The sequence below is a fragment of the Pseudescherichia sp. genome (assembly GCF_031998825.1).
Lineage (GTDB): Bacteria > Pseudomonadota > Gammaproteobacteria > Enterobacterales > Enterobacteriaceae > Pseudescherichia.
On record NZ_DAMACX010000039.1, the window covers coordinates 16,803 to 39,979 of the forward strand.

20 protein-coding genes are annotated in these 23,177 nt (G+C 55.1%); 11 read left to right on the plus strand and 9 right to left on the minus strand.

Annotated elements, in window-relative coordinates:
* The first annotated feature begins 8 nt into the window (after positions 1–8).
* The 6 genes from sdhB to RTP97_RS16355 all read left to right on the plus strand — a co-directional run bounded on the left by sdhB (position 9) and on the right by RTP97_RS16355 (position 8,271).
* On the plus strand, positions 9–725 hold the full coding sequence (gene sdhB / locus RTP97_RS16330; protein ID WP_312211590.1) for a succinate dehydrogenase iron-sulfur subunit SdhB: 717 nt from the start codon (positions 9–11) through the stop codon (positions 723–725).
* 244 nt (positions 726–969) lie between these two features.
* Positions 970–3,777 (plus strand): 2-oxoglutarate dehydrogenase E1 component, encoded by a 2,808-nt coding sequence (sucA, locus tag RTP97_RS16335; protein ID WP_312415513.1) that lies wholly within the window; start codon positions 970–972, stop codon positions 3,775–3,777.
* A 14-nt stretch (positions 3,778–3,791) separates the two neighbouring features.
* Positions 3,792–5,027 (plus strand): 2-oxoglutarate dehydrogenase complex dihydrolipoyllysine-residue succinyltransferase, encoded by a 1,236-nt coding sequence (gene odhB, locus RTP97_RS16340; protein ID WP_312415516.1) that lies wholly within the window; start codon positions 3,792–3,794, stop codon positions 5,025–5,027.
* Between the two features lie 85 nt (positions 5,028–5,112).
* On the plus strand, positions 5,113–6,279 hold the full coding sequence (gene sucC / locus RTP97_RS16345) for an ADP-forming succinate--CoA ligase subunit beta (RefSeq protein WP_103819820.1): 1,167 nt from the start codon (positions 5,113–5,115) through the stop codon (positions 6,277–6,279).
* Complete coding sequence (sucD, locus tag RTP97_RS16350) at positions 6,279–7,148, plus strand: succinate--CoA ligase subunit alpha (protein ID WP_144813515.1); 870 nt, start codon at positions 6,279–6,281, stop codon at positions 7,146–7,148. The genes sucC and sucD overlap by 1 nt, the downstream gene beginning before the upstream one ends.
* Positions 7,149–7,350: 202 nt before the next feature.
* A complete protein-coding gene (locus RTP97_RS16355; RefSeq protein ID WP_312415520.1) occupies positions 7,351–8,271 on the plus strand; it encodes a LysR substrate-binding domain-containing protein in 921 nt (306 codons plus the stop codon).
* Here the strand turns inward: RTP97_RS16355 and RTP97_RS16360 are convergent.
* The 9 genes from RTP97_RS16360 to glmS all read right to left on the minus strand — a co-directional run bounded on the left by RTP97_RS16360 (position 8,254) and on the right by glmS (position 18,595).
* Complete coding sequence (locus RTP97_RS16360) at positions 8,254–9,912, minus strand: class I fumarate hydratase (RefSeq protein WP_312415522.1); 1,659 nt, start codon at positions 9,910–9,912, stop codon at positions 8,254–8,256. The two genes, RTP97_RS16355 and RTP97_RS16360, sit on opposite strands and share 18 nt — an antisense overlap.
* A gap of 52 nt (positions 9,913–9,964) precedes the next feature.
* Positions 9,965–10,912, minus strand: coding sequence for a glutaminase A (glsA, locus tag RTP97_RS16365; RefSeq protein ID WP_312415556.1), 948 nt, complete (start codon positions 10,910–10,912; stop codon positions 9,965–9,967).
* 43 nt (positions 10,913–10,955) lie between these two features.
* Positions 10,956–12,239: a dicarboxylate/amino acid:cation symporter gene (locus RTP97_RS16370; protein ID WP_312415525.1), complete on the minus strand. Its 1,284-nt coding sequence runs from the start codon at positions 12,237–12,239 to the stop codon at positions 10,956–10,958.
* Positions 12,240–12,364: 125 nt separating this feature from the next.
* Complete coding sequence (locus RTP97_RS16375; RefSeq protein ID WP_312415529.1) at positions 12,365–12,682, minus strand: DUF4387 domain-containing protein; 318 nt, start codon at positions 12,680–12,682, stop codon at positions 12,365–12,367.
* Positions 12,679–14,049 (minus strand): acyclic terpene utilization AtuA family protein, encoded by a 1,371-nt coding sequence (locus RTP97_RS16380; RefSeq protein ID WP_312415532.1) that lies wholly within the window; start codon positions 14,047–14,049, stop codon positions 12,679–12,681. The genes RTP97_RS16375 and RTP97_RS16380 overlap by 4 nt, the downstream gene beginning before the upstream one ends.
* 3 nt (positions 14,050–14,052) lie before the next feature.
* Positions 14,053–15,294: a methylaspartate ammonia-lyase gene (locus RTP97_RS16385; protein ID WP_312415535.1), complete on the minus strand. Its 1,242-nt coding sequence runs from the start codon at positions 15,292–15,294 to the stop codon at positions 14,053–14,055.
* Positions 15,291–16,739, minus strand: coding sequence for a methylaspartate mutase subunit E (locus tag RTP97_RS16390; RefSeq protein WP_312415538.1), 1,449 nt, complete (start codon positions 16,737–16,739; stop codon positions 15,291–15,293). The genes RTP97_RS16385 and RTP97_RS16390 overlap by 4 nt, the downstream gene beginning before the upstream one ends.
* A 6-nt stretch (positions 16,740–16,745) precedes the next feature.
* Positions 16,746–18,146, minus strand: a complete 1,401-nt coding sequence (gene glmL / locus RTP97_RS16395) for a methylaspartate mutase accessory protein GlmL (protein ID WP_312415541.1) — start codon at positions 18,144–18,146, stop codon at positions 16,746–16,748.
* The gene (gene glmS / locus RTP97_RS16400) at positions 18,146–18,595 is read right to left on the minus strand and encodes a methylaspartate mutase subunit S (RefSeq protein ID WP_312415544.1); all 450 of its coding nucleotides are present in this window, start codon (positions 18,593–18,595) and stop codon (positions 18,146–18,148) included. The genes glmL and glmS overlap by 1 nt, the downstream gene beginning before the upstream one ends.
* Before the next feature lie 848 nt (positions 18,596–19,443).
* Between glmS and cydA the strand changes: the two genes are divergently transcribed.
* The 5 genes from cydA to ybgC all read left to right on the plus strand — a co-directional run bounded on the left by cydA (position 19,444) and on the right by ybgC (position 23,173).
* Positions 19,444–21,045, plus strand: a complete 1,602-nt coding sequence (gene cydA / locus RTP97_RS16405) for a cytochrome ubiquinol oxidase subunit I (protein ID WP_312415546.1) — start codon at positions 19,444–19,446, stop codon at positions 21,043–21,045.
* Positions 21,046–21,060: 15 nt separating this feature from the next.
* Complete coding sequence (gene cydB, locus RTP97_RS16410; protein WP_312415549.1) at positions 21,061–22,200, plus strand: cytochrome d ubiquinol oxidase subunit II; 1,140 nt, start codon at positions 21,061–21,063, stop codon at positions 22,198–22,200.
* A gap of 14 nt (positions 22,201–22,214) precedes the next feature.
* Positions 22,215–22,328, plus strand: coding sequence for a cytochrome bd-I oxidase subunit CydX (cydX, locus tag RTP97_RS16415; protein WP_103819808.1), 114 nt, complete (start codon positions 22,215–22,217; stop codon positions 22,326–22,328).
* The gene (gene ybgE / locus RTP97_RS16420) at positions 22,328–22,621 is read left to right on the plus strand and encodes a cyd operon protein YbgE (protein WP_312415552.1); all 294 of its coding nucleotides are present in this window, start codon (positions 22,328–22,330) and stop codon (positions 22,619–22,621) included. Before cydX ends, ybgE begins: the two co-directional genes overlap by 1 nt.
* Positions 22,622–22,768: 147 nt before the next feature.
* The gene (gene ybgC / locus RTP97_RS16425; RefSeq protein ID WP_312211603.1) at positions 22,769–23,173 is read left to right on the plus strand and encodes a tol-pal system-associated acyl-CoA thioesterase; all 405 of its coding nucleotides are present in this window, start codon (positions 22,769–22,771) and stop codon (positions 23,171–23,173) included.
* Positions 23,174–23,177: the final 4 nt, after the last annotated feature.

Consider the following 23,177-nt stretch of genomic DNA (forward strand, 5'->3'; position numbering starts at 1 on the left):
ACCGGAAAATGAAAATCGAATTTTCAATCTATCGTTATAACCCGGATGTCGACGACGCTCCGCGTATGCAGGACTACACCCTGGAAGGGGAAGAGGGTCGGGATATGATGCTGCTGGATGCCCTCATCCAGCTGAAAGAGAAGGATCCTACCCTGGCGTTCCGTCGCTCCTGTCGTGAAGGGGTCTGTGGCTCCGACGGCCTGAACATGAACGGCAAAAACGGCCTGGCCTGCATCACGCCGATCTCGGCGCTGGGCAACGGCAAAAAGAAAATTGTCATTCGTCCACTGCCTGGATTGCCGGTTGTTCGCGATCTGGTGGTAGACATGGGGCAATTCTATGCACAATATGAGAAGATTAAGCCTTACTTATTGAATAATGGGCAAAATCCACCCGCTCGCGAGCACTTACAGGCGCCAGAGCAGCGTGAGAAGCTCGACGGGCTGTATGAATGCATTCTTTGTGCCTGCTGTTCCACCTCCTGTCCGTCATTCTGGTGGAACCCGGACAAGTTCATCGGCCCGGCCGGTCTGCTGGCTGCGTATCGCTTCCTGATCGACAGCCGCGATACCGAAACCGAGAGCCGTCTCGACGGACTGAGCGATGCTTTCAGCGTATTCCGCTGTCATAGCATCATGAACTGCGTCAGCGTGTGTCCGAAGGGTCTGAACCCAACGCGCGCCATCGGCCATATTAAGTCGATGCTGTTACAGCGCAGCGCATAAGCAGTCACGCCGGATGGCGCTGCGCTTATCCGGCCTACGCAACATGTAGGCCCGGTAAGCGTAGCGCCACCGGGCTAACAGAGTGACAAATTGCAGGAGATCTTTAAAAACTGCCTGACAGACAGTTTTTAAAGGTTCCTTCGCGGGCCAGAGAGCTCGCTTGTGAACCCCGGTACGTGCGCTATAAGGTGTACGTTGTAGTTATCCACGGCGAAGTAAGCATACAAATGCTTAAGGGATCACGATGCAGAACGGCGCAATGAAAGCCTGGCTGGACTCTTCTTACCTCTCTGGGTCTAACCAGAGCTGGATAGAACAGCTCTATGAAGACTTCTTAACCGATCCTGATTCGGTAGACGCAAACTGGCGTTCCATGTTCCAGGAGTTACCTGGCACGGGAGTTAAACCGGATCAATTTCATTCCAAAACACGTGATTATTTTCGTCGTCTGGCGAAGGATGCCTCACGTTACACCTCCTCACTCTCCGATCCTGATACCAACGTTAAGCAGGTTAAAGTCCTGCAGCTCATCAACGCCTACCGCTTCCGCGGCCACCAGCAGGCGAACCTTGACCCGCTGGGACTGTGGAAACAGGATCGCGTTGCCGATCTCGACCCGGCCTATCACGATCTGACCGAAGCCGATCTGCAGCAGAGCTTTAACATCGGCTCCTTTGCTTTTGGCAAAGACACCATGCCGCTGGGCGAGCTGATCGCCGCGCTGAAGCAGACCTACTGCGGCTCTATCGGCGCTGAGTATATGCATATCACCAGCACCGAAGAGAAGCGCTGGATCCAGCAGCGGATTGAGTCCGTGGCGGGCCGCGCGGCCTTTAGCGCCGAAGAGAAAAAACGCTTCCTCAGCGAGCTGACGGCGGCGGAAGGGATGGAGCGCTATCTGGGAGCGAAATTCCCGGGCGCGAAACGCTTCTCGCTGGAGGGCGGCGACGCGCTGGTCCCGATGCTGAAAGAGATGATCCGCCACGCCGGTAAGAGCGGCACGCGTGAAGTGGTGCTGGGTATGGCGCACCGTGGCCGTCTCAACGTCCTGATTAACGTGCTGGGTAAAAAGACCCAGGATCTGTTCGACGAGTTTGCCGGCAAGCATAAAGAACATCTCGGTACCGGCGATGTGAAGTACCACATGGGCTTCTCCTCCGATATCGAAACCGAGGGTGGTTTAGTTCACCTGGCGCTGGCGTTTAACCCGTCGCACCTTGAGATCGTCAGCCCGGTAGTGATGGGCTCCGTGCGTGCGCGTCTCGATCGCCTCGACGAGCCGAGCAGCAACAAGGTTCTGCCGATCACCATTCACGGTGATGCAGCGGTAACTGGCCAGGGCGTGGTGCAGGAAACTCTGAACATGTCCAAAGCCCGCGGCTACGAAGTGGGCGGTACGGTACGTATCGTCATTAACAACCAGGTGGGCTTCACCACCTCTAACCCGCTCGATGCGCGCTCTACGCCGTACTGCACCGATATCGGTAAAATGGTACAGGCACCGATTTTCCACGTTAACGCTGACGATCCGGAAGCGGTAGCCTTTGTCACCCGCCTCGCGCTGGATTTCCGTAACACCTTTAAACGCGACGTCTTTATTGACCTGGTGTGCTACCGCCGTCACGGCCACAACGAAGCCGACGAGCCGAGCGCAACCCAGCCGCTGATGTACCAGAAGATCAAAAAGCACCCGACGCCGCGTAAAATCTACGCCGACCGTCTGGAGCAGGAGAAGGTCGCAACCCTGGAAGATGCCACCGAGATGGTGAACGTCTACCGCGACATGCTTGACGCCGGTGAGTGCGTGGTAAAAGAGTGGCGTCCAATGAACATGCACTCCTTTACCTGGTCGCCGTACCTGAACCACGAGTGGGACGAGAGCTACCCGAACAAGGTAGAGATGAAGCGCGTCCAGGAGCTGGCGAAGCGTATCAGTACCGTACCCGACGCTATCGAAATGCAGTCCCGCGTCGCGAAAATCTACGGTGACCGTCAGGCGATGGCCGCAGGCGAGAAGCTCTTCGACTGGGGCGGCGCAGAAAACCTGGCTTACGCCACGCTGGTAGATGAAGGGATTGCGGTGCGCCTGTCCGGGGAAGACAGCGGCCGTGGCACCTTCTTCCACCGTCATGCGGTGATCCATAACCAGGCTAACGGCTCGACCTATACGCCGCTGCACCACGTCCATAATTCGCAGGGTACCTTCCGCGTCTGGGACTCCGTGCTCTCTGAAGAGGCGGTGCTGGCGTTTGAATATGGCTATGCCACCGCCGAACCGCGCACCCTCACCATCTGGGAAGCGCAGTTTGGTGACTTCGCCAACGGTGCGCAGGTGGTAATCGACCAGTTCATCTCCTCCGGCGAGCAGAAGTGGGGCCGTATGTGCGGTCTGGTGATGCTGCTGCCGCACGGCTACGAAGGTCAGGGTCCGGAGCACTCCTCCGCCCGTCTGGAGCGCTATCTGCAACTCTGCGCCGAGCAGAATATGCAGGTCTGCGTGCCGTCCACCCCGGCGCAGGTTTACCACATGATCCGCCGTCAGGCGCTGCGCGGTATGCGCCGTCCACTGGTGGTGATGTCGCCGAAGTCCCTGCTGCGTCATCCGCTGGCAGTGTCGACCCTGGACGAGCTGGCAAACGGCACCTTTATGCCGGCCATCGGTGAGATCGACGATCTTGATCCGCAAGGGGTTAAGCGCGTTGTCCTCTGTTCTGGTAAGGTTTATTACGACCTGCTTGAGCAGCGCCGTAAGAATGACCAGAAAGACGTCGCCATTGTGCGTATCGAACAGCTGTATCCGTTCCCGCACCAGTCAGTGCAGGAAGCGTTAAAACCTTATGCCCACGTACATGATTTTGTCTGGTGCCAGGAAGAGCCGCTGAACCAGGGCGCATGGTACTGCAGCCAGCATCATTTCCGTGAAGTGATTCCGTTTGGGTCTGCTCTGCGTTATGCAGGTCGCCCGGCCTCTGCCTCTCCGGCGGTAGGTTATATGTCCGTTCACCAGAAGCAGCAGCAAGATCTGGTTAACGACGCGCTGAACGTCGATTAATTAAAGGATAAATAATGAGTAGCGTAGATATTCTTGTTCCCGACCTGCCTGAGTCCGTAGCCGATGCGACCGTGGCGACCTGGCATAAAAAACCGGGCGATAGCGTCCAACGTGATGAAGTTCTGGTAGAGATCGAAACTGATAAAGTGGTACTGGAAGTACCGGCGTCAGCGGACGGCATTCTTGATGCAGTGCTGGAAGATGAGGGCACCACCGTGACCTCACGCCAGATCCTTGGCCGCCTGCGCGAAGGCAACAGCAACGGTAAAGAGAGCAGCGCGAAATCTGAAAGTAAAGAGTCGACTCCGGCTCAGCGTCAGCAGGCGTCCCTGGAAGAGCAGAACAACGAGGCGTTAAGCCCGGCGATCCGTCGTCTGCTGGCCGAGCACACTCTGGATGCCAACGCGATTAAAGGCACCGGCGTTGGTGGCCGTCTGACTCGCGAAGACGTTGAGAAGCATCTGGCGAAATCGTCAACGACAGCAGCAACCGAAGAGAAAGCACCGGCTGCGGCGGCTGCCGCGCCTGCAGTTACGCCTGTGGCGGGCAACCGTTCCGAGAAACGCGTACCGATGACCCGTCTGCGTAAGCGCGTGGCCGAGCGTCTGCTGGAGGCTAAAAACTCCACCGCGATGCTGACTACCTTCAACGAAGTGAACATGAAGCCAATCATGGATCTGCGCAAGCAGTACGGTGACGCCTTCGAGAAGCGTCACGGTATCCGTCTGGGCTTTATGTCTTTCTACGTGAAGGCCGTTGTTGAAGCGCTGAAACGTTATCCGGAAGTGAACGCCTCTATCGATGGCGAAGATGTGGTCTACCACAACTACTTCGACGTCAGCATGGCGGTCTCTACGCCGCGTGGCCTGGTAACCCCGGTACTGCGTGACGTCGATGCGCTGGGCATGGCTGAAATCGAAAAACGCATCAAAGAGCTGGCGGTGAAAGGCCGTGACGGCAAGCTGACCGTTGAGGATCTGACCGGCGGTAACTTCACCATCACCAACGGCGGCGTCTTCGGCTCGCTGATGTCTACGCCGATCATCAACCCGCCGCAGAGCGCCATTCTGGGTATGCACGCGATCAAAGATCGCCCGATGGCTGTTGATGGCAAAGTAGAAATTCTGCCGATGATGTACCTGGCGCTCTCTTACGATCACCGTCTGATTGATGGCCGTGAATCGGTAGGCTTCCTGGTCGCCATCAAAGAGCTGCTGGAAGATCCGACCCGTCTGCTGCTGGACGTGTAGTTATCGGACTCTTGCCCGGCGGCATTTTGTTCGCCGGGCCTATAAAAGCATGACCTGACGATTACCTGAAAAATGGACGGAACAGATGAACTTACATGAATACCAGGCAAAACAGCTGTTTGCCCGCTACGGTTTACCCGCGCCGGTAGGCTATGCCTGCAACACGCCGCGCGAAGCAGAAGAAGCTGCCTCTAAAATCGGCAGCGGCCCGTGGGTAGTGAAGTGCCAGGTGCACGCCGGTGGCCGTGGTAAAGCGGGCGGCGTTAAAGTTGTTAACAGCAAAGAAGAGATCCGTGCCTTTGCCGAGCACTGGCTGGGCAAGCGTCTGGTAACTTACCAAACGGATGCCAACGGCCAGCCGGTTAACCAGATCCTGGTGGAAGCCGCGACCGATATCGATAAAGAGCTCTACCTGGGCGCGGTAGTTGACCGCAGCTCCCGTCGCGTGGTCTTCATGGCCTCTACCGAAGGCGGCGTGGAAATTGAAAAAGTGGCGGAAGAGACCCCGCACCTGATCCACAAAGTGGCCCTCGATCCGCTGGCCGGCCCAATGCCGTACCAGGGACGCGAGCTGGCGTTTAAACTGGGTCTGGAAGGTAAGCAGGTTCAGCAGTTCACCAAAATCTTTATGGGCCTGGCGACCATCTTCCTTGAGCGCGACCTGGCGCTGATCGAGATCAACCCGCTGGTGATCACCAAACAGGGCGACCTGATCTGCCTCGACGGCAAACTGGGCGCTGACGGCAATGCGCTGTTCCGCCAGCCGGATCTGCGCCAGATGCGCGACCACTCTCAGGAAGACGCCCGTGAATCCCAGGCGGCACAGTGGGAGCTGAACTACGTTGCCCTCGACGGCAACATCGGCTGCATGGTTAACGGTGCGGGCCTGGCGATGGGTACCATGGACATCGTTAAGCTGCACGGCGGCGAACCGGCTAACTTCCTCGATGTAGGCGGCGGCGCAACCAAAGAGCGCGTAACCGAAGCGTTTAAAATCATTCTCTCCGACGATAAAGTGAAAGCCGTACTGGTTAACATTTTCGGCGGTATCGTGCGCTGCGACCTGATTGCCGACGGCATCATCGGCGCGGTGGAAGAGGTCGGTGTTAACGTTCCGGTCGTGGTTCGTCTGGAAGGTAACAACGCCGAACTGGGCGCACAAAAACTGGCTGACAGCGGCCTGAACATTATCGCAGCGAAAAGTCTGACGGACGCAGCACAGCAGGTTGTTGCCGCAGTGGAGGGGAAATAATGTCCATTCTGATCGACAAAAATACGAAGGTTATCTGCCAGGGTTTCACCGGTAGCCAGGGGACTTTCCACTCAGAACAGGCCATCGCCTATGGTACTCAGATGGTTGGCGGCGTCACCCCAGGCAAAGGCGGCACCACACACCTCGGCCTGCCGGTGTTCAACACCGTACGCGAAGCGGTAGAAGCGACAGGCGCAACTGCTACCGTCATCTACGTTCCGGCTCCGTTCTGCAAAGACTCGATTCTGGAAGCCATCGATGCAGGCATTAAGCTGATCATCACCATTACCGAAGGTATTCCGACGCTGGATATGCTGACGGTGAAGGTTAAGCTCGACGAAGCTGGCGTGCGGATGATCGGTCCAAACTGCCCGGGTGTGATCACCCCTGGCGAGTGCAAAATCGGCATCATGCCGGGCCATATTCACCAGCCGGGTAAAGTGGGCATCGTCTCCCGCTCCGGTACGCTGACCTATGAAGCAGTTAAGCAGACCACTGACTACGGCTTTGGTCAGTCTACCTGCGTCGGTATCGGCGGTGACCCGATCCCAGGCTCTAACTTTATCGATATCCTGAAGCTGTTCGAAGCCGATCCGCAGACCGAAGCGATCGTGATGATCGGTGAGATCGGCGGTAGCGCGGAAGAGGAAGCGGCTGCCTATATCAAAGATCATGTGACCAAGCCGGTTGTGGGCTACATCGCTGGCGTGACCGCGCCGAAAGGCAAGCGTATGGGCCACGCAGGGGCGATCATCGCGGGTGGTAAAGGCACGGCGGACGAGAAGTTTGCTGCGCTGGAAGCCGCAGGTGTGAAAACCGTGCGTAGTCTGGCAGACATTGGCGAAGCGCTGAAATCTATTATTAAGTAAATAAAAATCTCGACATGGTTGGCCACCGCAAGGTGGCCTTTTTTATTGCCGACGTAAATGTTTTTTGAAATATTATACCTTTCTCAAATGTGTGCGTGGAAATAATCGATAGCGATCACGATATAGCGAATATTTTTGCTAAGCATGCGGGCGTAGTGATAAGGAGTGATAGGATATCGCCCAAAAATAGCAGGGAGGCGGTATGCGAGGAAAGTTACCGAAAACAGAGCTACTCATTACGTTTGAGGCCGTAGCACGCCATGAGAGCTACACGCGTGCGGCAGAGGAGCTGGCGCTGACGCAGAGCGCTGTGTTTCGCCAGATGGCCGCGCTGGAGGCTTTTTTAAATATCGAGCTGTTCAGCCATGCCAAAAAACGTATTTTCCTCAATGAAGCGGGGAAATATTATCTCGACATGGTGCGGGATACATTAAATAAATTTGAGCGTGACACGCATGCTATTATGACCTGGCAGCCAACGTCACGGGTGATAGAGCTAGCGGTTAACCCTACGTTGAGCACCCACTGGCTTATTCCAAAGCTTAGTGAATTTAATAAAAGCAATCCCGATGTTGTGGTAAATATTAACTCGCTGGCCAGCGTAGGGGATTTTCTTAATCGCGACTATGATGCGGCCATCATGCGGGAGGATTTCTGCGCCCCCCTGGCTCGGGTCGACTATCTCTTTGAAGAGGAGCTGCTGCCGGTTTGCAGCAGAACGTTACCGGGCTACGCCGGAAGGAGGATGACGGTCGAGCGGCTGCTGGATAACTTTATTCTGCTGCATCAGAGCACGCGTATCGAGAGCTGGGCCGAGTGGTTCTCCCTCTCCGGTATCAGCAGCCCCAGAGTAAAGCTGGGACCGCGTTTTGACCTTATCTCAATGCTGATTGCGGCCGTTCGCTCGAGGCTGGGCGTTGCGTTGCTGCCGCGCTTTTCTGTCCAGCACGATCTCGATAACGGCAGCATGGTCATTCCCTGTGATATGCCCATGCGTACCGGCAATCGCTTCATTCTGACCTGGCGGGACGACGGCGTGGAGTCAGGCGGAATGCCGCTCTTTCGCGACTGGCTACTGAAAAAGTCAGCGGCCGAGCGGCATGCGCTACTTCAGGCTCTGTGACGGGCAGCGGTGACAGCTGTGATGCTGCTCAAACTGCTGGTAAAAATTATGCCCTTTATCATCTACCAGGATAAAAGCAGGCATATCTTTTACCTCCATCATCCATACCGCCTCCATGCCCAGTTCGGCGTACTCAACGCAGCGCAGGCTTTTAACATACTCCTGCGCCAGTAACGCCGCTGCGCCACCGATGCTGCCCAGATTAAACCCACCGTGTCTGGCGCAGGCATCGGTCACCTGCTGGCTGCGGTTGCCTTTCGATAGCATCACCAGACTTCCGCCAGCGGCCTGAAAGGCATCCACATAACCGTCCATCCGGCCACCGGTTGTTGGCCCCAGCGATCCTGAGATGCCGCCCTCCGGCGTTTTGGCGGGGCCAGCGTAGTAAACAATATAGTTCTTCATGTACTCCGGCAGGGCCACACCTGCGTCAAGCCGGGCCTTTAGTTTGGCATGGGCGATATCCCGGGCGACAATCAGAGGACCGCTCAGGGAGACGCGTGTCCCCACCGGATAGCGCGACAGTTCGGTCATGACTTCATTTAGCGGTCGGTTCAGATCGATTCTGATTTCGTTCGTATGGTAAGGCGCACGCAGCTTGTCGGGAATAAACCGTCCCGGATCGCGCTCCAGCTTCTCCAGCCAGATCCCGTGGCGATTGATTTTAGCTTTGATGTTACGGTCGGCGGAGCAGGAGAGGGCCAGCGCGATCGGGCATGAACCGCCGTGACGTGGCAGACGGATCACCCGGATGTCGTGGGCAAAATATTTACCGCCAAACTGCGCGCCGATGCCCAACTCCCGGCTGGCGTTCAGCAGGGTTGATTCAAGGTGCAGATCGCGAAATGCCCGGCCAAGCTCGTTACCGCTGGTGGGCAGCGTATCGTAATACTTTGTTGAAGCCAGCTTGGCCACCTTCAGAGACTGCTCGGCGGAGGTGCCGCCAATGACGAAGGCAATATGGTATGGCGGACAGGCGGCAGTACCGAGCGCCTGCATTTTGGCGACTAAAAAAGGGATCAGCTTCTCAGGAGCAAGAATCGATCTGGTCTCCTGAAACAGCGCTGCCTTGTTAGCTGAGCCGCCGCCCTTGTTGATAAACAGAAACTTATATTCCTCTCCAGGGGTTGCCGCGATATCAATTTGCGCGGGCAGGTTAGTGCCGGTGTTTACCTCAGTGTACATATCCAGCGGTGCGTTTTGTGAGTAGCGCAGGCTGTGCTCCTGAAAGGTTTCGCAGATCCCCCGGCTTAACGCCTCGGCATCATTGCAGCCGGTCCAGATCGACTGCCCTTTTTCGGCTACGATGGTCGCAGTGCCGGTATCCTGGCAGTTGGGCAGGATCCCTCTGGCCGAGACCTCGGCATTACGCAGCAGCTGCAGGGCAACATAGCGATCGTTGTCGCTGGCTTCGGGATCGTGCAGGATCGACGCGACCTGCTTAATATGCGCGGTACGCAAGAAAAAGGAGGCTTCATAAAAGGCCTGCTTCGCCAGCAGCGTTAATCCCTGCGGATCGACGCTAATTAGAATTTTATTATCTGCTTCGTTGACCGATATATAGTGGTCGCTAACCAGATAATACTCGGTTGGATCTTTATCATGCGGAAAAGGGTCTTGCCAGATAAAAGGCTTAGCCATTTTTAGCTCTCATTTATAGACAGAATTAGACCGCGCTGGCGCGGGGTAATATTTACTGCATATGGGTAAACAAGCTGGCCTGCGTTGCATCGGCAATATGGCGGATAACCTTTTGCCCACGAACACTGTTGCCAGCTTTATCAAGCGGTGGCGAGTAAACGGCAATCGCAAATTTCCCCGGCACCACGGCAACCATTCCGCCACCCACGCCGCTTTTAGCCGGTACGCCAGTGGTATAGAGCCATTTACCGCTAGCGTCATATAATCCAGCAATCGCCATCTCGGCCAGCACATGAGGAACATATTTCGCGTTGAGCAGCTGTTTACCGTTAAATGGCGATTTTCCGCCGTTTGCCAGAACCGCGCCCATTTTTGCCAGTTGAATAACGTTAACGTCAACTGAACATTCGCGAGTATAAATCTCTACCGCCTCGCGGGGGTCGCCGTAAAAAACGTTATAGGAGAGCATCAGCTGCGCCAGCGCCTGGTTGTGTTGATTGGTCGCCATTTCCGAAGCAAATACCGGCTCGTTGACCGTCAGGCTGGCATCGGCATAGGCATTGAGGTTAGTGAGGATCCTATGCCAGCGTTCGGTTTTATTCTTTGCTTTGACCAGGCTAACGGCGCTTATTGCGCCTGCATTTACCAGTGGATTTTGCGGTGAGCCGGGATTCAACTCAACCGCCAGCGCAGAGTTAAAGGGTAACCCCGTGGCATTAGCACCTAACTTTGCCAGCACCTCGTCGCTTCCGTGCTGCTCCATGACCAGGGCAAGGGTAAAGACTTTACTAAGTGACTCCAGTAGGAAGGTTTTATCGCTATCACCCGTGGCGTAAATCTTGCCGTCAGCGGTCACAATGGCGATGGCAAAATTATCGGGACTATAGGCAGCAAGCGCTGGAATATAGTCAGCAACTTTCCCTTCGTTTGACGTTTTGTACTGCTGGTGGGCCTGCTTAATCAGCGCGTCATAATCAACGGCATTGGCCGAAACGGTCATGCTGAATAGCACTAGCGATACCAGCACACTTTTTAAGATGTTATTAAACATTTTCGCTCCTTAACGTCTCTGTCGGCTGCGGTACTTTGCCACGGCATCCTTCGCCAAAGTGTTCCCCCTCCCAGCGGCTAACAAGGGCAGCACCCATTGCGTTGCTCATTACGTTGGTGGCAGAGCGGCCCATATCGAGGAAGGGATCGACACCCATCAATAAGATCAGCCCGGCTTCCGGAATATTGAACTGGTTGAGGGTGGCGGCGATAACCACCAGCGAGGCGCGCGGCACCCCGGCCATGCCTTTGGAGGTCAGCATCAAAATAAGCAGCATGGTGATCTGCTCCCCCGTGCTGAGATGAATATTGCATGCCTGAGCGATAAAAATGGTGGCGAAGGAGCAGTAGGCCATCGAGCCGACAAGGTTAAATGAGTAACCAATCGGCAGAACGAAGCTGGCAATTTTCGGCGAGACGCCAAACTTCTCCAGGGCCTTCAGCGTGCCGGGAAAGGCCGCTTCTGAGCTGGAGGTGGTAAACGCCAGCAGGGCAGGCTCGGAGATCCCTCTTGTTAAGCGGAAAGCGCAGGGGCCTATGGTGGCGAAAGTGGCACCCACCAGGATAATCCAGAGCAGACCGAGGGTCATGTAGAACTCGCCCATAAAGATCCCGGCGCTGACCAGCACGCCCAGCCCGCGCTCAGCGATCATGGCGGAGATGGCGGCAAATACCGTGAAGGGGGCGAAGAGCATAACGTAGCCGGTAATTTTGAGCATGACCTCAACCAGCGAGTCCAGCATATGGACGATGGGTGCGCCCTTGTCGCCGATAGCGGCCAGCCCGCAGCCTAAGAAGATAGAGAAGACGACAATCTGTAGAACTTCGTTGCGGGCCATAGCATCAACGATGCTGGTGGGAATGGCATGCGAAATAAACACCTTAAAGGTAAATGGCTCAGACTTCAGCGCCGCCACGCTGGCAGCATCGTGGGCAACAAAGTTAATGCCGTTACCCGGCTGGAAAATATTAACAATAACCAGGCCCAGGGCAATGGAGATCAGCGAGGCACAGATAAACAGGAACAGAGTTTTAGAGAAAATGCGCCCCAGCGTTTTTGCATCGCCCATTTTTGCAATTCCAACCACCAGGGTTGAGATAATTAACGGCGCGATAATCATTTTAATCAGCCGCAGAAATATTGCGGTCAGGATAGATATGTCCTGTGAGTAGGTCTTAGCCGTCTCCGCCGTGGCTACGGTATTAATAATAAATCCGGCAATAATACCCAGAACCAGACCCGCGATAATCATCGTGGTTAAGCTTTTCGACTTCATTTTCACTCCATCGGATTGAGGCGCTGGTAGCGCAAAAATTAGGTTTTCAATTCTGTCTAATGACCAATAAGTTTTAGAGAGGGGTACGCAGCGACGTACCCCGTAGAGGGTTATGGTTATCTGCGTTAAATATCAAAAACGATGTCCAGTAACGGCGCATGTTGCTGTGCGCCATAGACGTCGTTATCTCCTCTGTTACCCGAGACGGTGCTCCTCGGTAAAATAGCTTTGACAGCGTTGGCCGGCTCGAACCAGATAAGACGGGGAAGGTGCTTCTCATCAAGGTTGTACAGATCTGCAATAAGCTGCGCGGTCAACTGCCCGGAGGCTTTAACCGCCAGATAGTCACTCTGCTGTTTAAAGAGAATATCCAGTACCAGCTCATAGGGTCCGGCATTTTTAGACCGGATAACTAAGGCCAAAGAACGTATGGACTGTTTCATGCCTGCACTCCTTCCGGCGTGACCTGTTCAAGGAAGAAGGGAAACGGCAACGCCTCGCTCGCTTCAATAAGGTGATAGATAGAGAATTCATAGACCGCGCCGCACTGGACGTCCGAGGGCGAAAAGGGGAATGCTAAATTGCCTGCCGTGGCGATCCGGCCATCGTAGCCGTAGTGCAGCAGCGTTGAGCGCACCAGCGAGCAGACGCTGTTAGCAAGCTGCTGATCCGGAGCTACCACGTCGAGGACGATCCCCAGCTCGTGTCCGGCCTGCGGTACCGGTTCATGCTCGCCCATCACGCCGTTTTTGCCGTAGAGATGGAAGGTGATGCGGATCTCCTCTGCATTTAGGCTCAGGTTGCTGACGACGCTGGACTTCACCTCCTCAAGGATGGTCTCAATTCCGGCAATCATGACAGGATCGCGGACCCCGGCAATGGTCAGACAGCGGTAGCCCACCAGTCGGGCGCCCTCGAGTTTTAACCGGTAGCGCGTGGTCTCGTGGCGCGAACCGCTGACGTAGACCTCTCGCTCATTGACCGCTTTGAAGGTGCAGGCCTGCAAATTAAGCACGCCGCCCGGGCCGGGCAGAAAGTAGGGGTCTGACTTTTCATACAGCGTATGGGCCGCCGCCGAGGTTTCGGTAAACTTCCGTTTCGGGTTAAATACTTTCAGGGTGAAGCCTTGTTCGTCGAGGATCCCCATGGCGCAGTCCGATCCCGATCCTGGCGTGGCGGCAATAGCGGCACACTCGAGGATCTTCCCACAGTGCAGCGCCAGCCCCTCGTCAAAACCTTGCATCATCGGCAATGCCGCAAAGCAGGCCGGATCGTATGCCCGGCCGCCCAGTACCACCTGCGCACCGGCCGCCAGCGCCCGCTGAAAAGGCTCGACGCCCATCTGCGCAACGATGGAGGTACTGTCATCAATATCCTGATGGGTTAATGGCGGAACAAAGTCGAGGGCGGTGATGTTGCCCGCATCCAGCGCCTGGTGAACGATCTCCTTGTCGACATCGGCGGGGATGGTTGCCAGAGTAAATGAGAGTTGCTCTTCACGGGCGATCTCCAGCACGATTTCACGGCACCACGCGAGATGTGGAGCCGCACCCGAGCCGCCCGCCGTACCGATAACCACCGGGATGCCCTGTTTAACCCCGGCCGTGATGATATAGCGCAGATCGCGCTTCACCCCGGCGCGATCGGTAAAAGGTTTTCCCGCACCGAGATAGTGTGGACCGGGATCGGACGAGCCTGCATCCACGGCGATCAGATCCGGCGATTCAGCCAGCGCGCTTAAAAAACTCTCTTCCGGAAAGCCGTAGCCGAGAATAGCGGTCGGCGACAGGATCTTAAACGTCTTTGCCATCGCTTAGCTCCTTGCCTGAAGGAGTGCAAGCGTGCGCTGCATTTCGTTAAAGACGATGTTTAGACCCTCATCAAACCCCATGCCAGGCTTGATTAACATGCGCATGGGACGGGCGGCGAGGGCAACGTGAACGCAGGTTCTGGCGCTCACTTCCGTCTCGTTGCAGGTTCCGCCCTGGTAGGCCTCCATGCCATGCTTGTTGCAGTAGAGCACCGCATCAACAATATTGTGGATGCTGCCCAGATCGGGCGTCTTGATCTGCACCATGTGACAGCTGCCCGCGTCGGTAAAGTCAACGATATCCTGATAGGTGTTGCACCACTCGTCGGCAACGATTTTGACCCCGGAGCCGAGCTTCGTCAGCTCGCGGGTGATTGCCGTCAGGAGACGGATCTGATCGGCTTTGTTACCTGCATCAACTGGCCCCTCAATATAGAGCGGCAGACCCTGAGTCTCTTTTTCCAGGCTGGCGATATAGTGTGCGCAGCGCTGCGGATCCTGCTCGAAGATCAGGCCGATAGTGCCGTAGACGTCAATGTGCAGGGCAGGGTGGTAACGCGGACTGGTGCGCAGCGTCATGACGCGGTTTGCCAGCCAGCGTACATATTCGCGCAGCTTCTCACCGTCGTGGCCCAGCTTCTCTTCCACATTGTTAATCAACGCGTGGGGCAGGACGTTAACGCCCTTGAGGATCATTTTATCGACGGCAATGTAGCGGTCATCTCCGCTCTGACCAAAGAGCGGAATTGGCTCGGCGACCGTAGGCAGCTGCCACTCGTCGGCGATCACCTCCATTTTTAGTCGGCCCGTTGCCAGTGCGGCGGCGTCCAGCAGCGCCTGTGAAAGGCCATAGCGAACCGCGGTGTGCAGCGGTTTGCCCTCAATACGCAGGTTGTCAAAAAAGCGCGCGTTAGGCAGAAAGGCCTGCACGTCGCGACCCTCAAGTAGCGGTTTGATATGATCGTTAAGCCACGGGATAAAATTTGCCGCCAGGAAGAGGGGATCGCGCCCACCGGCTCCGGAGTACTGCACCGCCGCACAGTCACCTACGGCAACGGTCCCGTTCTCCAGGATCAGCTGAACGCAGACGCACTCTCCGGCCTGGCGTACCGAAGTGAAGCCCGACGTTACCGGTTGGCCGGTATAGATAAAGCCGTCATGACCGGCACCGTTCTTGATGGCCTGCTGATCGTCAAAGTAGAAAGAGGAGTAACCTGCGGTAAAAAGCGCCTGTTTAATTTTCATTCTGGTCTTCCTATTAACTTGCTGTGGGATACGGCATTGATATCGTCAACAACCATCTGGAATGAGGCGGGGCGGCGTTCAAAGCTGGCGCGTGCCGCAACAAAGTCGTGGTGCATCGCCAGGATGTCATCCGGTAGCGGGACGGCACCCGCTTCTAAGATGCGGATAGCGCCTGCGTTGTCGCGCACCGGAGTCATCTTGCCTGCGTTACAGGCTGCCGGTGCGAAGGGGATATCCAGTACGCCCGCTTCAAAGGCCAGCACCGTGCCGCGGGCGATATCACCTTTACCGAGGGCGAAGACATGGTCCAACACGGCGCGCACTTCGCGTTTGATCAGCTCAACCTCAAGATCGACGGCGCGGCAGGCGGGGAAGGGCTGATCGCGGACCATGTTAAGCATCTGGCGCGACGCCTTAAGCCCCTGGGCATTAGCGGTAGCGGTAGGAATGCCGAAGGCTTCATGCGGACTTTTGGTAATGACTTTGGTTGCGCCTGCCATGCCGGCAACGGCTGCGCCCCAGGCGATCACGGAAAACGCTTTTGATTCATCCTCCGGAAAGCCGCCCATCCACTGATGAAAGACGGTACTTAACTCATAGTCTTCGTAGCCCTGCTCGCGGAAATAGTCATGAGAGAGCTCGCGCAGCGCTTTAACGGCGGCAACGTCCTGCGTGAGGCTGCCCACCTGGCCATAGCCAACCGTAATAGAGCGCACACCCTGCTCAAGCGCCAGTAAGCCTTCAATGATGGCAACCGCATGCGACATAAACGGCGGGATCAGCGTACCGGTCAGGGGGCCAAAAGGCTCGCGGTTAATGCGGATGCCGTGCTCTTCATACAGGCCAATCAGGCGATCGCAGTACTGCCAGTCGCGCAGGGATTTTTCGAGCGTGACGCGTTTTGCATAGGGAATGTTGTAGGAGATGCCGCCCCCTTCATAGCTGGTAAACCCGCTGGCGATAGAGATCTCAGCCAGCAGCCGGGCATCTGGGGTACCGTGTCTGACCTGGAGCGGCTTCTGCAAGGATTCGGTCAGGCGACGGCAGGCGGCAACCCCGTGATTCACTACCGGTAAGCCATTGAGTTTTGAGGTGCCTGCTTCGATCGATTTCTGAATACCCACCGCAGCCTCTTCGTAGCGATTCAGGCGGGTGTAAGCATCAATGGTCGTGGGCAGCAGATCGCACTCCTGCTCCAGTACTTTAAGCAGGGCAATATGCTCGTCCAGCAGCGCCACGCCTGCACGAGGCTGGCTGAGAGTAACACCCTCCTCATCCGCCATGCACAGCGCACGGGCGAAGTTTTTGGCCTCAGGGATGGTCTGCTGGTACTTTACGCCATCTTCAAAATGGGTAACGTCCTTCCCGGTAGGCCAGGTGTCCAGAACGCCTTGCCGCTCAGACATAAAATCGTCATGGGATATCTTTTTATTGCTGAGTTCCATTCGTTGCTACCTTGGGTTTGGGGTTAAACAGTGAATGCTGGCAAGCGCAGCCGCCTGGGGATAGAGCCTTGCGGCATTAGCCAGCAGGGGGATCAGGCCTTTTTCATCACGGTAGTAATCAAACTGCGCGGGCAGCAGGATCCGGTTGCCTCGAGCATCGAGATCGCGATATTTAAGCCAGCGGTGAATATCAAACGACGCCGCGCGCGATAGCCAGCCGCCGGAGCCGACAACTTTGCGTACGGGGGTAAGATCGCGCCCGGTTTGCAGATCGACCGTGCCAACGCAGGTGGCTACCGCTTTTTTTGTTCCTGCATGGCGTTCACTGGCATAGGCTACGCATAGCCCGGCCAGCAAGGTATCGAAGCGGTGCTCTTCAGTGCTGGCAGGCAGAGAGCCGGGGCAGGCAACGAGTTTGACGAGATAGCGATAGAACGCGGTGTGCAAGTCGGGCTGCGAGGCAAAAAGCGTATCGATAAGCGCTCTGGCGCTTTCACCTACTACCGCCGCAGAGACCCGCATCCCTAAGTCACCCTCAACGGTGCGTTTGACAAAGGGCTCAGGCAGGCCATGGAGAACGGTATCCGGAGAGAGGGTATTGGCGCAGGCGGAGTAGACGTCAGTGGTTGCCCCTCCCATATCAATCAGCATAAACGACTGCCAGGCCTCATCATGCTGGCTCATTAGCTTAACCAGCTCAAACACCGTCCACGGCGTAGGCATGGGGGCCTCGCCTGTCTCATCGACAATAATGTCCAGCCCTTTTCCCTTCACGATACGGGAGAGGAAGATGTCACAGATTGCCTGACGGGCGGGGAGGGGGTTGGGTGAATCCAGCTCGGGCAGAATGTTATCCACTACGGTGAGCTGCTTATGCGCCAGCAGCTGCGCAACCTCGGATTGAATATCCCGATTGCCGGCGTAGACAATCGCGCACTCCAGCCCCGACGCGGCGAGCAGTCGCGCATTGTCCAGGCCATAGCGCGTCTCTCCTCCATCTGTTCCTCCGGCAAACAGCAGGATATCGGGTGGGGAGGCCTCAAGCTGGCGTATATCCTGCGGCGTTAGCTTGTAGGCATAATAGTGGGTGATTTTGGCTCCTGCCGAATGGGCTGTCACCTTCGCGGCTTCCAGGGTAATAGAGGGCACTAAACCCATTGCGGCGACGGCCAGTCCGCCTTTAGCTGACGAGGAGTATTTAAGCGTGACGTCACCGCGTCTAAGCAGCGGCCTGGCATTCGTGACCCCGAGCAGATGGTTCAGGCTGGCAAAAAAGCCGTCGGCAAGATGGTGAGTGGTGGTGGGTGTAACCGCCTGATTAAGAAGCCTGAGGGTATTATCACCCCTCATTTCAAAAAGAGCAGCCTTGGTCCAGGTTGAACCAATATCAACGGATACCGTACGCATCACACAACCTCTTCCGGCTGTGAGCGGCAATTAGTTAGTTTATTGTTAATATCAGTAGCTATTAATTGACAAACGTCTTCTAAATCGTGGCTCGGAGAAAAAACGCGATCGAAGCCCATGGCGCTAAATTTGTTCTCTATCTCAGTAAAATCGTGTTTACCGACCACTAAATTGCCGCCGACGTAAAGTAAAACTTCACCAATCCCACGTTCAATACAGCGCTCACGTAAGCCCAGGCAGTCAATATCCCCATGGCCGTAAATAGAGGAGACCACGATAGCATCGGCCCCGGTTTCGATCGCGGCATCAATGTACTCATCCTGACTGACCATCACGCCGAGGTTGATCACCCGAAAGTCGTGGGCGGCAAAAACGCGATCCAGAACCTTGTTACCAACGGCGTGGCAGTCGGCTCCAATTACGCCAATAACGAGCGTTGCTTTTTTCATGGGGCATCCTCAATTAATTTATCGCCAGGATGTGCATCATTCAGACATAAAAGCACAAAGGCATGGAATAGCGGGAAGTGTGAGGTGAGGGTAGGCAAGAGGCAATTGATCTATTTTCAATATCTCTTTCTCTAAAAGAGTGATTGATCTTTTCTTAATGTAGAAATTAAGTTAAAACATGCACTTACATTATTCTTTAACTGAGTTATTAATAATAATTTGAGGTTTAAGCTTATTGGTGTGAATGATAAATTGTGAGCTTCTTCTAAAAATAGCGTTGCGTTTGCTGATCGTTGATAAATAAGTAATAAAATTAATGGGCAAATATAATTTAATGGTATGTATTACTCTCATGCACTATTGGTACGTAATTGCAGATACGTGCCTGCGACGGCAGAACACTATTTCTTAACCATCATACGTTTGTTAGAACATATTTTTAACATATCTTTCACTACGTGAACCATGAAGATACATAATTAACAATTGGGGCAAATATTGATTTAGATCAATATTTAAAGCGTGGAAAAAATTTCCAAAAAACGTTAAATTGTCGCTGATCAAAATGGTCGAAAAGTTGTAAACTGGCGATAAATTGATCCCCGTCGAAAAACGTAAAAAAGGTTTATTGAAAACCTATTTATTGTAAGGGATTTGCGGCGTAATATATCGCGAGATCAATTTGGGATTTTTATTAACCTGTCTGTAACTTTTCGTTGCGGCTGTCTGCGCTTATGCGTACCAGTCCCCGTGAAAAGCAATAGATAATTTTGTATTGGGGCATGTGTGTAGACCCTCTCTAACGGGGTTTGCTCTCGAAGTCTTCATGCGATGCGCAAGGAGTCATGATGTTAGATATAGTCGAACTGTCACGCTTGCAGTTTGCCTTAACCGCGATGTACCACTTCCTGTTTGTTCCTTTAACGCTCGGTATGGCGTTTCTGCTGGCAATCATGGAAACGGTCTACGTACTTTCCGGCAAACAGATCTATAAAGATATGACCAAGTTCTGGGGCAAGTTGTTTGGTATCAACTTTGCGCTGGGCGTGGCCACCGGTCTGACCATGGAGTTCCAGTTCGGGACTAACTGGTCCTATTACTCTCACTACGTAGGCGATATCTTTGGTGCACCGCTGGCCATTGAAGGCCTGATGGCGTTCTTCCTTGAATCCACCTTTGTTGGCCTGTTCTTCTTTGGCTGGGATCGCCTGGGCAAAGTGCAGCATATGGCGGTAACCTGGCTGGTTGCGCTGGGTTCTAACCTCTCTGCCCTATGGATCCTCGTAGCAAACGGCTGGATGCAGAATCCGATCGCGTCGGATTTCAACTTCGAAACCATGCGCATGGAGATGGTCAGCTTCTCTGAGCTGGTGCTTAACCCGGTTGCCCAGGTGAAATTTGTTCACACCGTGGCGGCGGGCTACACCTGCGGCGCAATGTTTATCCTTGGCATCAGCTCCTACTATCTGCTGCGCGGCCGCGATGTGGCGTTCGCTAAGCGCTCCTTTGCCATCGCTGCCAGCTTCGGCATGGCTGCCGTGCTCTCTGTTATTGTTCTGGGCGATGAGTCTGGCTACGAGATGGGCGACGTGCAGAAAACTAAACTGGCCGCTATCGAAGCCGAATGGGAAACCCAGCCGGCACCGGCAGCGTTTACCCTGTTTGGTATTCCGGATCAGGACAAGCAGGAGAACAATTTTGCAATCCAGATCCCGTATGCGCTGGGCATCATCGCCACGCGATCCGTTGATACGCCGGTTATCGGCCTGAAAGACCTGATGGTGCAGCACGAAGAGCGTATCCGTAACGGGATGAAGGCTTACCAGCTGCTGGAAGAGCTGCGCGCGGGGTCGACTGACCAGAACGTGCGTGACCAGTTTAACAGCATGAAGAAAGACCTCGGCTACGGCATGCTGCTGAAGCGCTATACGCCTAACGTCACCGATGCCACCGAAGATCAGATCAAGCAGGCTACGCAGGACTCCATCCCACGCGTTGCGCCGCTCTATTTTGCGTTCCGTATCATGGTGGCCTGTGGCGTGCTGATGCTGCTGATCTTCGCTGTCTCCTTCTGGACCGTTTGCCGTAACCGTATCGGCAGCAAATCCTGGCTGCTGCGCGCCGCGCTGTACGGTATTCCGCTGCCGTGGATCGCTATCGAGACCGGCTGGTTTGTTGCAGAGTATGGCCGTCAGCCGTGGGCGATTGGTGAGGTGCTGCCGACCGCAGTGGCTAACTCTTCGCTGACAGTAGGCGACCTGCTGTTCTCTATGATCCTTATCTGCGGCCTCTATACGCTGTTTATGGTGGCGGAAGTGTTCCTGATGTTCAAATTTGCTCGCCTTGGGCCGAGCAGTCTGAAAACGGGTCGCTACCACTACGAGCAGGCTAACGTTGAGACCGATACTCAGTATGGTCAGTCCACCGTTGCTTCTCAGCCGGCACGCTAAGACAGGAGTCGTCACATGATTGATTATGAAGTATTACGTTTTATCTGGTGGCTGCTGGTTGGCATTCTGCTGATTGGCTTTGCGGTCACCGACGGCTGGGATATGGGCGTGGGGATGTTAACCCGCTTTCTGGGTCGTAACGACACCGAGCGCCGGGTTATGATCAACTCTATCGCTCCGCACTGGGACGGTAACCAGGTGTGGCTGATCACCGCCGGCGGCGCGCTATTCGCGGCCTGGCCGATGGTCTACGCCGCTGCCTTCTCCGGCTTCTATGTCGCGATGATCCTGGTGCTGGCCTCGCTGTTCTTCCGTCCGGTCGGTTTTGACTACCGCTCTAAGATTGAAGATCCGCGCTGGCGTAACATGTGGGACTGGGGCATCTTTATCGGCAGCTTCGTGCCACCGCTGGTGATTGGCGTTGCCTTCGGTAACCTGCTACAGGGTGTACCGTTCCATATGGACGAGTATATGCGCCTCTTCTACACCGGTAACTTCTTCCAGCTGCTGAATCCGTTTGGCCTGCTGGCAGGCGTGGTGAGCGTGGCGATGATCCTGACGCAGGGGGCAACCTACCTGCAGATGCGTACCGCAGGCGAAGTGTATGTGCGCTCCCGTGCGACCACGCAGGTGGCGGCGCTGGTGACCATGGTCTGCTTCGCACTGGCAGGGGTATGGGTGATGTTCGGTATCGACGGCTATGTGGTGACCTCTACTATCGATCATCATGCTGCGTCTAACCCGCTGACCAAGCAGGTTGCACGCGAAGCCGGGGCCTGGCTGGTGAACTTTAACAACACGCCGATCCTGTGGGCTATCCCAGCGCTGGGCGTTGTGCTGCCGCTGTTTACCTTTGTTGCAGGTCGTCTGAACAGATCGGCATGGGCGTTCCTCTTCTCGTCCCTGACGCTGGCCTGCATCATTCTGACCGCAGGCATTGCGCTGTTCCCGTTCATCATGCCATCCAGCACCGTGCTGAACGCCAGCCTGACCATGTGGGATGCGACATCGAGCCAGATGACGTTGAACCTGATGACCTGGGTCGCTGCGGTCTTTGTACCGATTATTCTGCTCTACTCCTCGTGGTGCTACTGGAAGATGTTCGGTCGCATTACCAAAGAGCATATTGAAAGCAACACGCACTCTCTGTACTAAGTAAGGAGCAAACGATGTGGTATTTCGCATGGATTCTGGGAACGCTTCTTGCCTGTGCCTTTGGCGTGATTACCGCCCTGGCGCTAGAGCACGTTGAAGCGACCCAGGCAGGTAAAGAAAAAGCCTGATGGAACGTATTATCGCAAAACTCTATGCGGTAATGGACAAGGGCCCGCTCAGGGCCCTTTCCTTAGTGATGGCGCTGGTGCTGGCAGGCTGCATGTTTTGGGATCCTACCCGCTTTGCAGCAAAAACCAGTGACCTGGCAATCTGGCATGGTCTGCTGATGATGTGGGCCGTCTGCGCAGGCGTGATCCACGGCGTTGGGTTCCGTCCGAAAGCCGTTCACTGGCAGGGGATCTTCTGCCCGCTCATCGCTGATATTGTCCTTGCCGTTGGGCTTATCTTTTTCTTCTTTTGAATGAGAAATGTCCGTTAACGATATGGGCTTGCACAAGCCCATAAATTTTTACGCTGCGTTTACTTCAACCCATTCCAAACCACCTTTCCCACGCGTATAGTAGCAGCGTTTGAACGCTCTACTTATATTGCATTACCGGGATGTAAAGTGAATACAACGTTATTTCGATGGCCGGTTCGTGTGTACTATGAAGATACCGATGCCGGTGGTGTGGTTTACCATGCCAGCTACGTCGCTTTTTACGAGAGAGCACGCACGGAGATGCTGCGACATCACCACTTTAGCCAGCAGGTTTTGTTGGCAGAGCGTGTGGCATTCGTGGTACGCAAGATGACGCTGGAGTATTTTGCACCCGCCAGACTCGACGATATGCTCGAAGTCCAAACGGAAATTACATCAATGCGTGGAACCTCTCTGGTCTTCACGCAGCGGATCGTCAATGCAGAGAATATCGTGCTGAACGAAGCTGAGGTACTGATTGTCTGCGTTGATCCACTCTTAATGAAGCCTCGTGCGCTTCCCAAGTCTATTGTCGCGGAGTTTAAGCAGTGACTGA

Excerpts from the sequence above, each read along its gene's own strand:
- cydA (WP_312415546.1), top strand. The coding sequence starts at position 19,444 with ATGTTAGATATAGTCGAACTGTCACGCTTGCAGTTTGCCTTAACCGCG.
- RTP97_RS16375 (WP_312415529.1), bottom strand. The coding sequence starts at position 12,682 with ATGAAACAGTCCATACGTTCTTTGGCCTTAGTTATCCGGTCTAAAAAT.
- sdhB (WP_312211590.1), top strand. The coding sequence starts at position 9 with ATGAAAATCGAATTTTCAATCTATCGTTATAACCCGGATGTCGACGAC.
- cydB (WP_312415549.1), top strand. The coding sequence starts at position 21,061 with ATGATTGATTATGAAGTATTACGTTTTATCTGGTGGCTGCTGGTTGGC.
- sucA (WP_312415513.1), top strand. The coding sequence starts at position 970 with ATGCAGAACGGCGCAATGAAAGCCTGGCTGGACTCTTCTTACCTCTCT.
- RTP97_RS16360 (WP_312415522.1), bottom strand. The coding sequence starts at position 9,912 with ATGGCTAAGCCTTTTATCTGGCAAGACCCTTTTCCGCATGATAAAGAT.
- RTP97_RS16390 (WP_312415538.1), bottom strand. The coding sequence starts at position 16,739 with ATGGAACTCAGCAATAAAAAGATATCCCATGACGATTTTATGTCTGAG.
- glsA (WP_312415556.1), bottom strand. The coding sequence starts at position 10,912 with ATGACCGTTTCGGCCAATGCCGTTGATTATGACGCGCTGATTAAGCAG.
- odhB (WP_312415516.1), top strand. The coding sequence starts at position 3,792 with ATGAGTAGCGTAGATATTCTTGTTCCCGACCTGCCTGAGTCCGTAGCC.
- glmL (WP_312415541.1), bottom strand. The coding sequence starts at position 18,146 with ATGCGTACGGTATCCGTTGATATTGGTTCAACCTGGACCAAGGCTGCT.
- RTP97_RS16370 (WP_312415525.1), bottom strand. The coding sequence starts at position 12,239 with ATGAAGTCGAAAAGCTTAACCACGATGATTATCGCGGGTCTGGTTCTG.
- RTP97_RS16385 (WP_312415535.1), bottom strand. The coding sequence starts at position 15,294 with ATGAAAATTAAACAGGCGCTTTTTACCGCAGGTTACTCCTCTTTCTAC.
- cydX (WP_103819808.1), top strand. The coding sequence starts at position 22,215 with ATGTGGTATTTCGCATGGATTCTGGGAACGCTTCTTGCCTGTGCCTTT.
- RTP97_RS16355 (WP_312415520.1), top strand. The coding sequence starts at position 7,351 with ATGCGAGGAAAGTTACCGAAAACAGAGCTACTCATTACGTTTGAGGCC.
- glmS (WP_312415544.1), bottom strand. The coding sequence starts at position 18,595 with ATGAAAAAAGCAACGCTCGTTATTGGCGTAATTGGAGCCGACTGCCAC.
- RTP97_RS16380 (WP_312415532.1), bottom strand. The coding sequence starts at position 14,049 with ATGGCAAAGACGTTTAAGATCCTGTCGCCGACCGCTATTCTCGGCTAC.
- sucC (WP_103819820.1), top strand. The coding sequence starts at position 5,113 with ATGAACTTACATGAATACCAGGCAAAACAGCTGTTTGCCCGCTACGGT.
- sucD (WP_144813515.1), top strand. The coding sequence starts at position 6,279 with ATGTCCATTCTGATCGACAAAAATACGAAGGTTATCTGCCAGGGTTTC.
- ybgE (WP_312415552.1), top strand. The coding sequence starts at position 22,328 with ATGGAACGTATTATCGCAAAACTCTATGCGGTAATGGACAAGGGCCCG.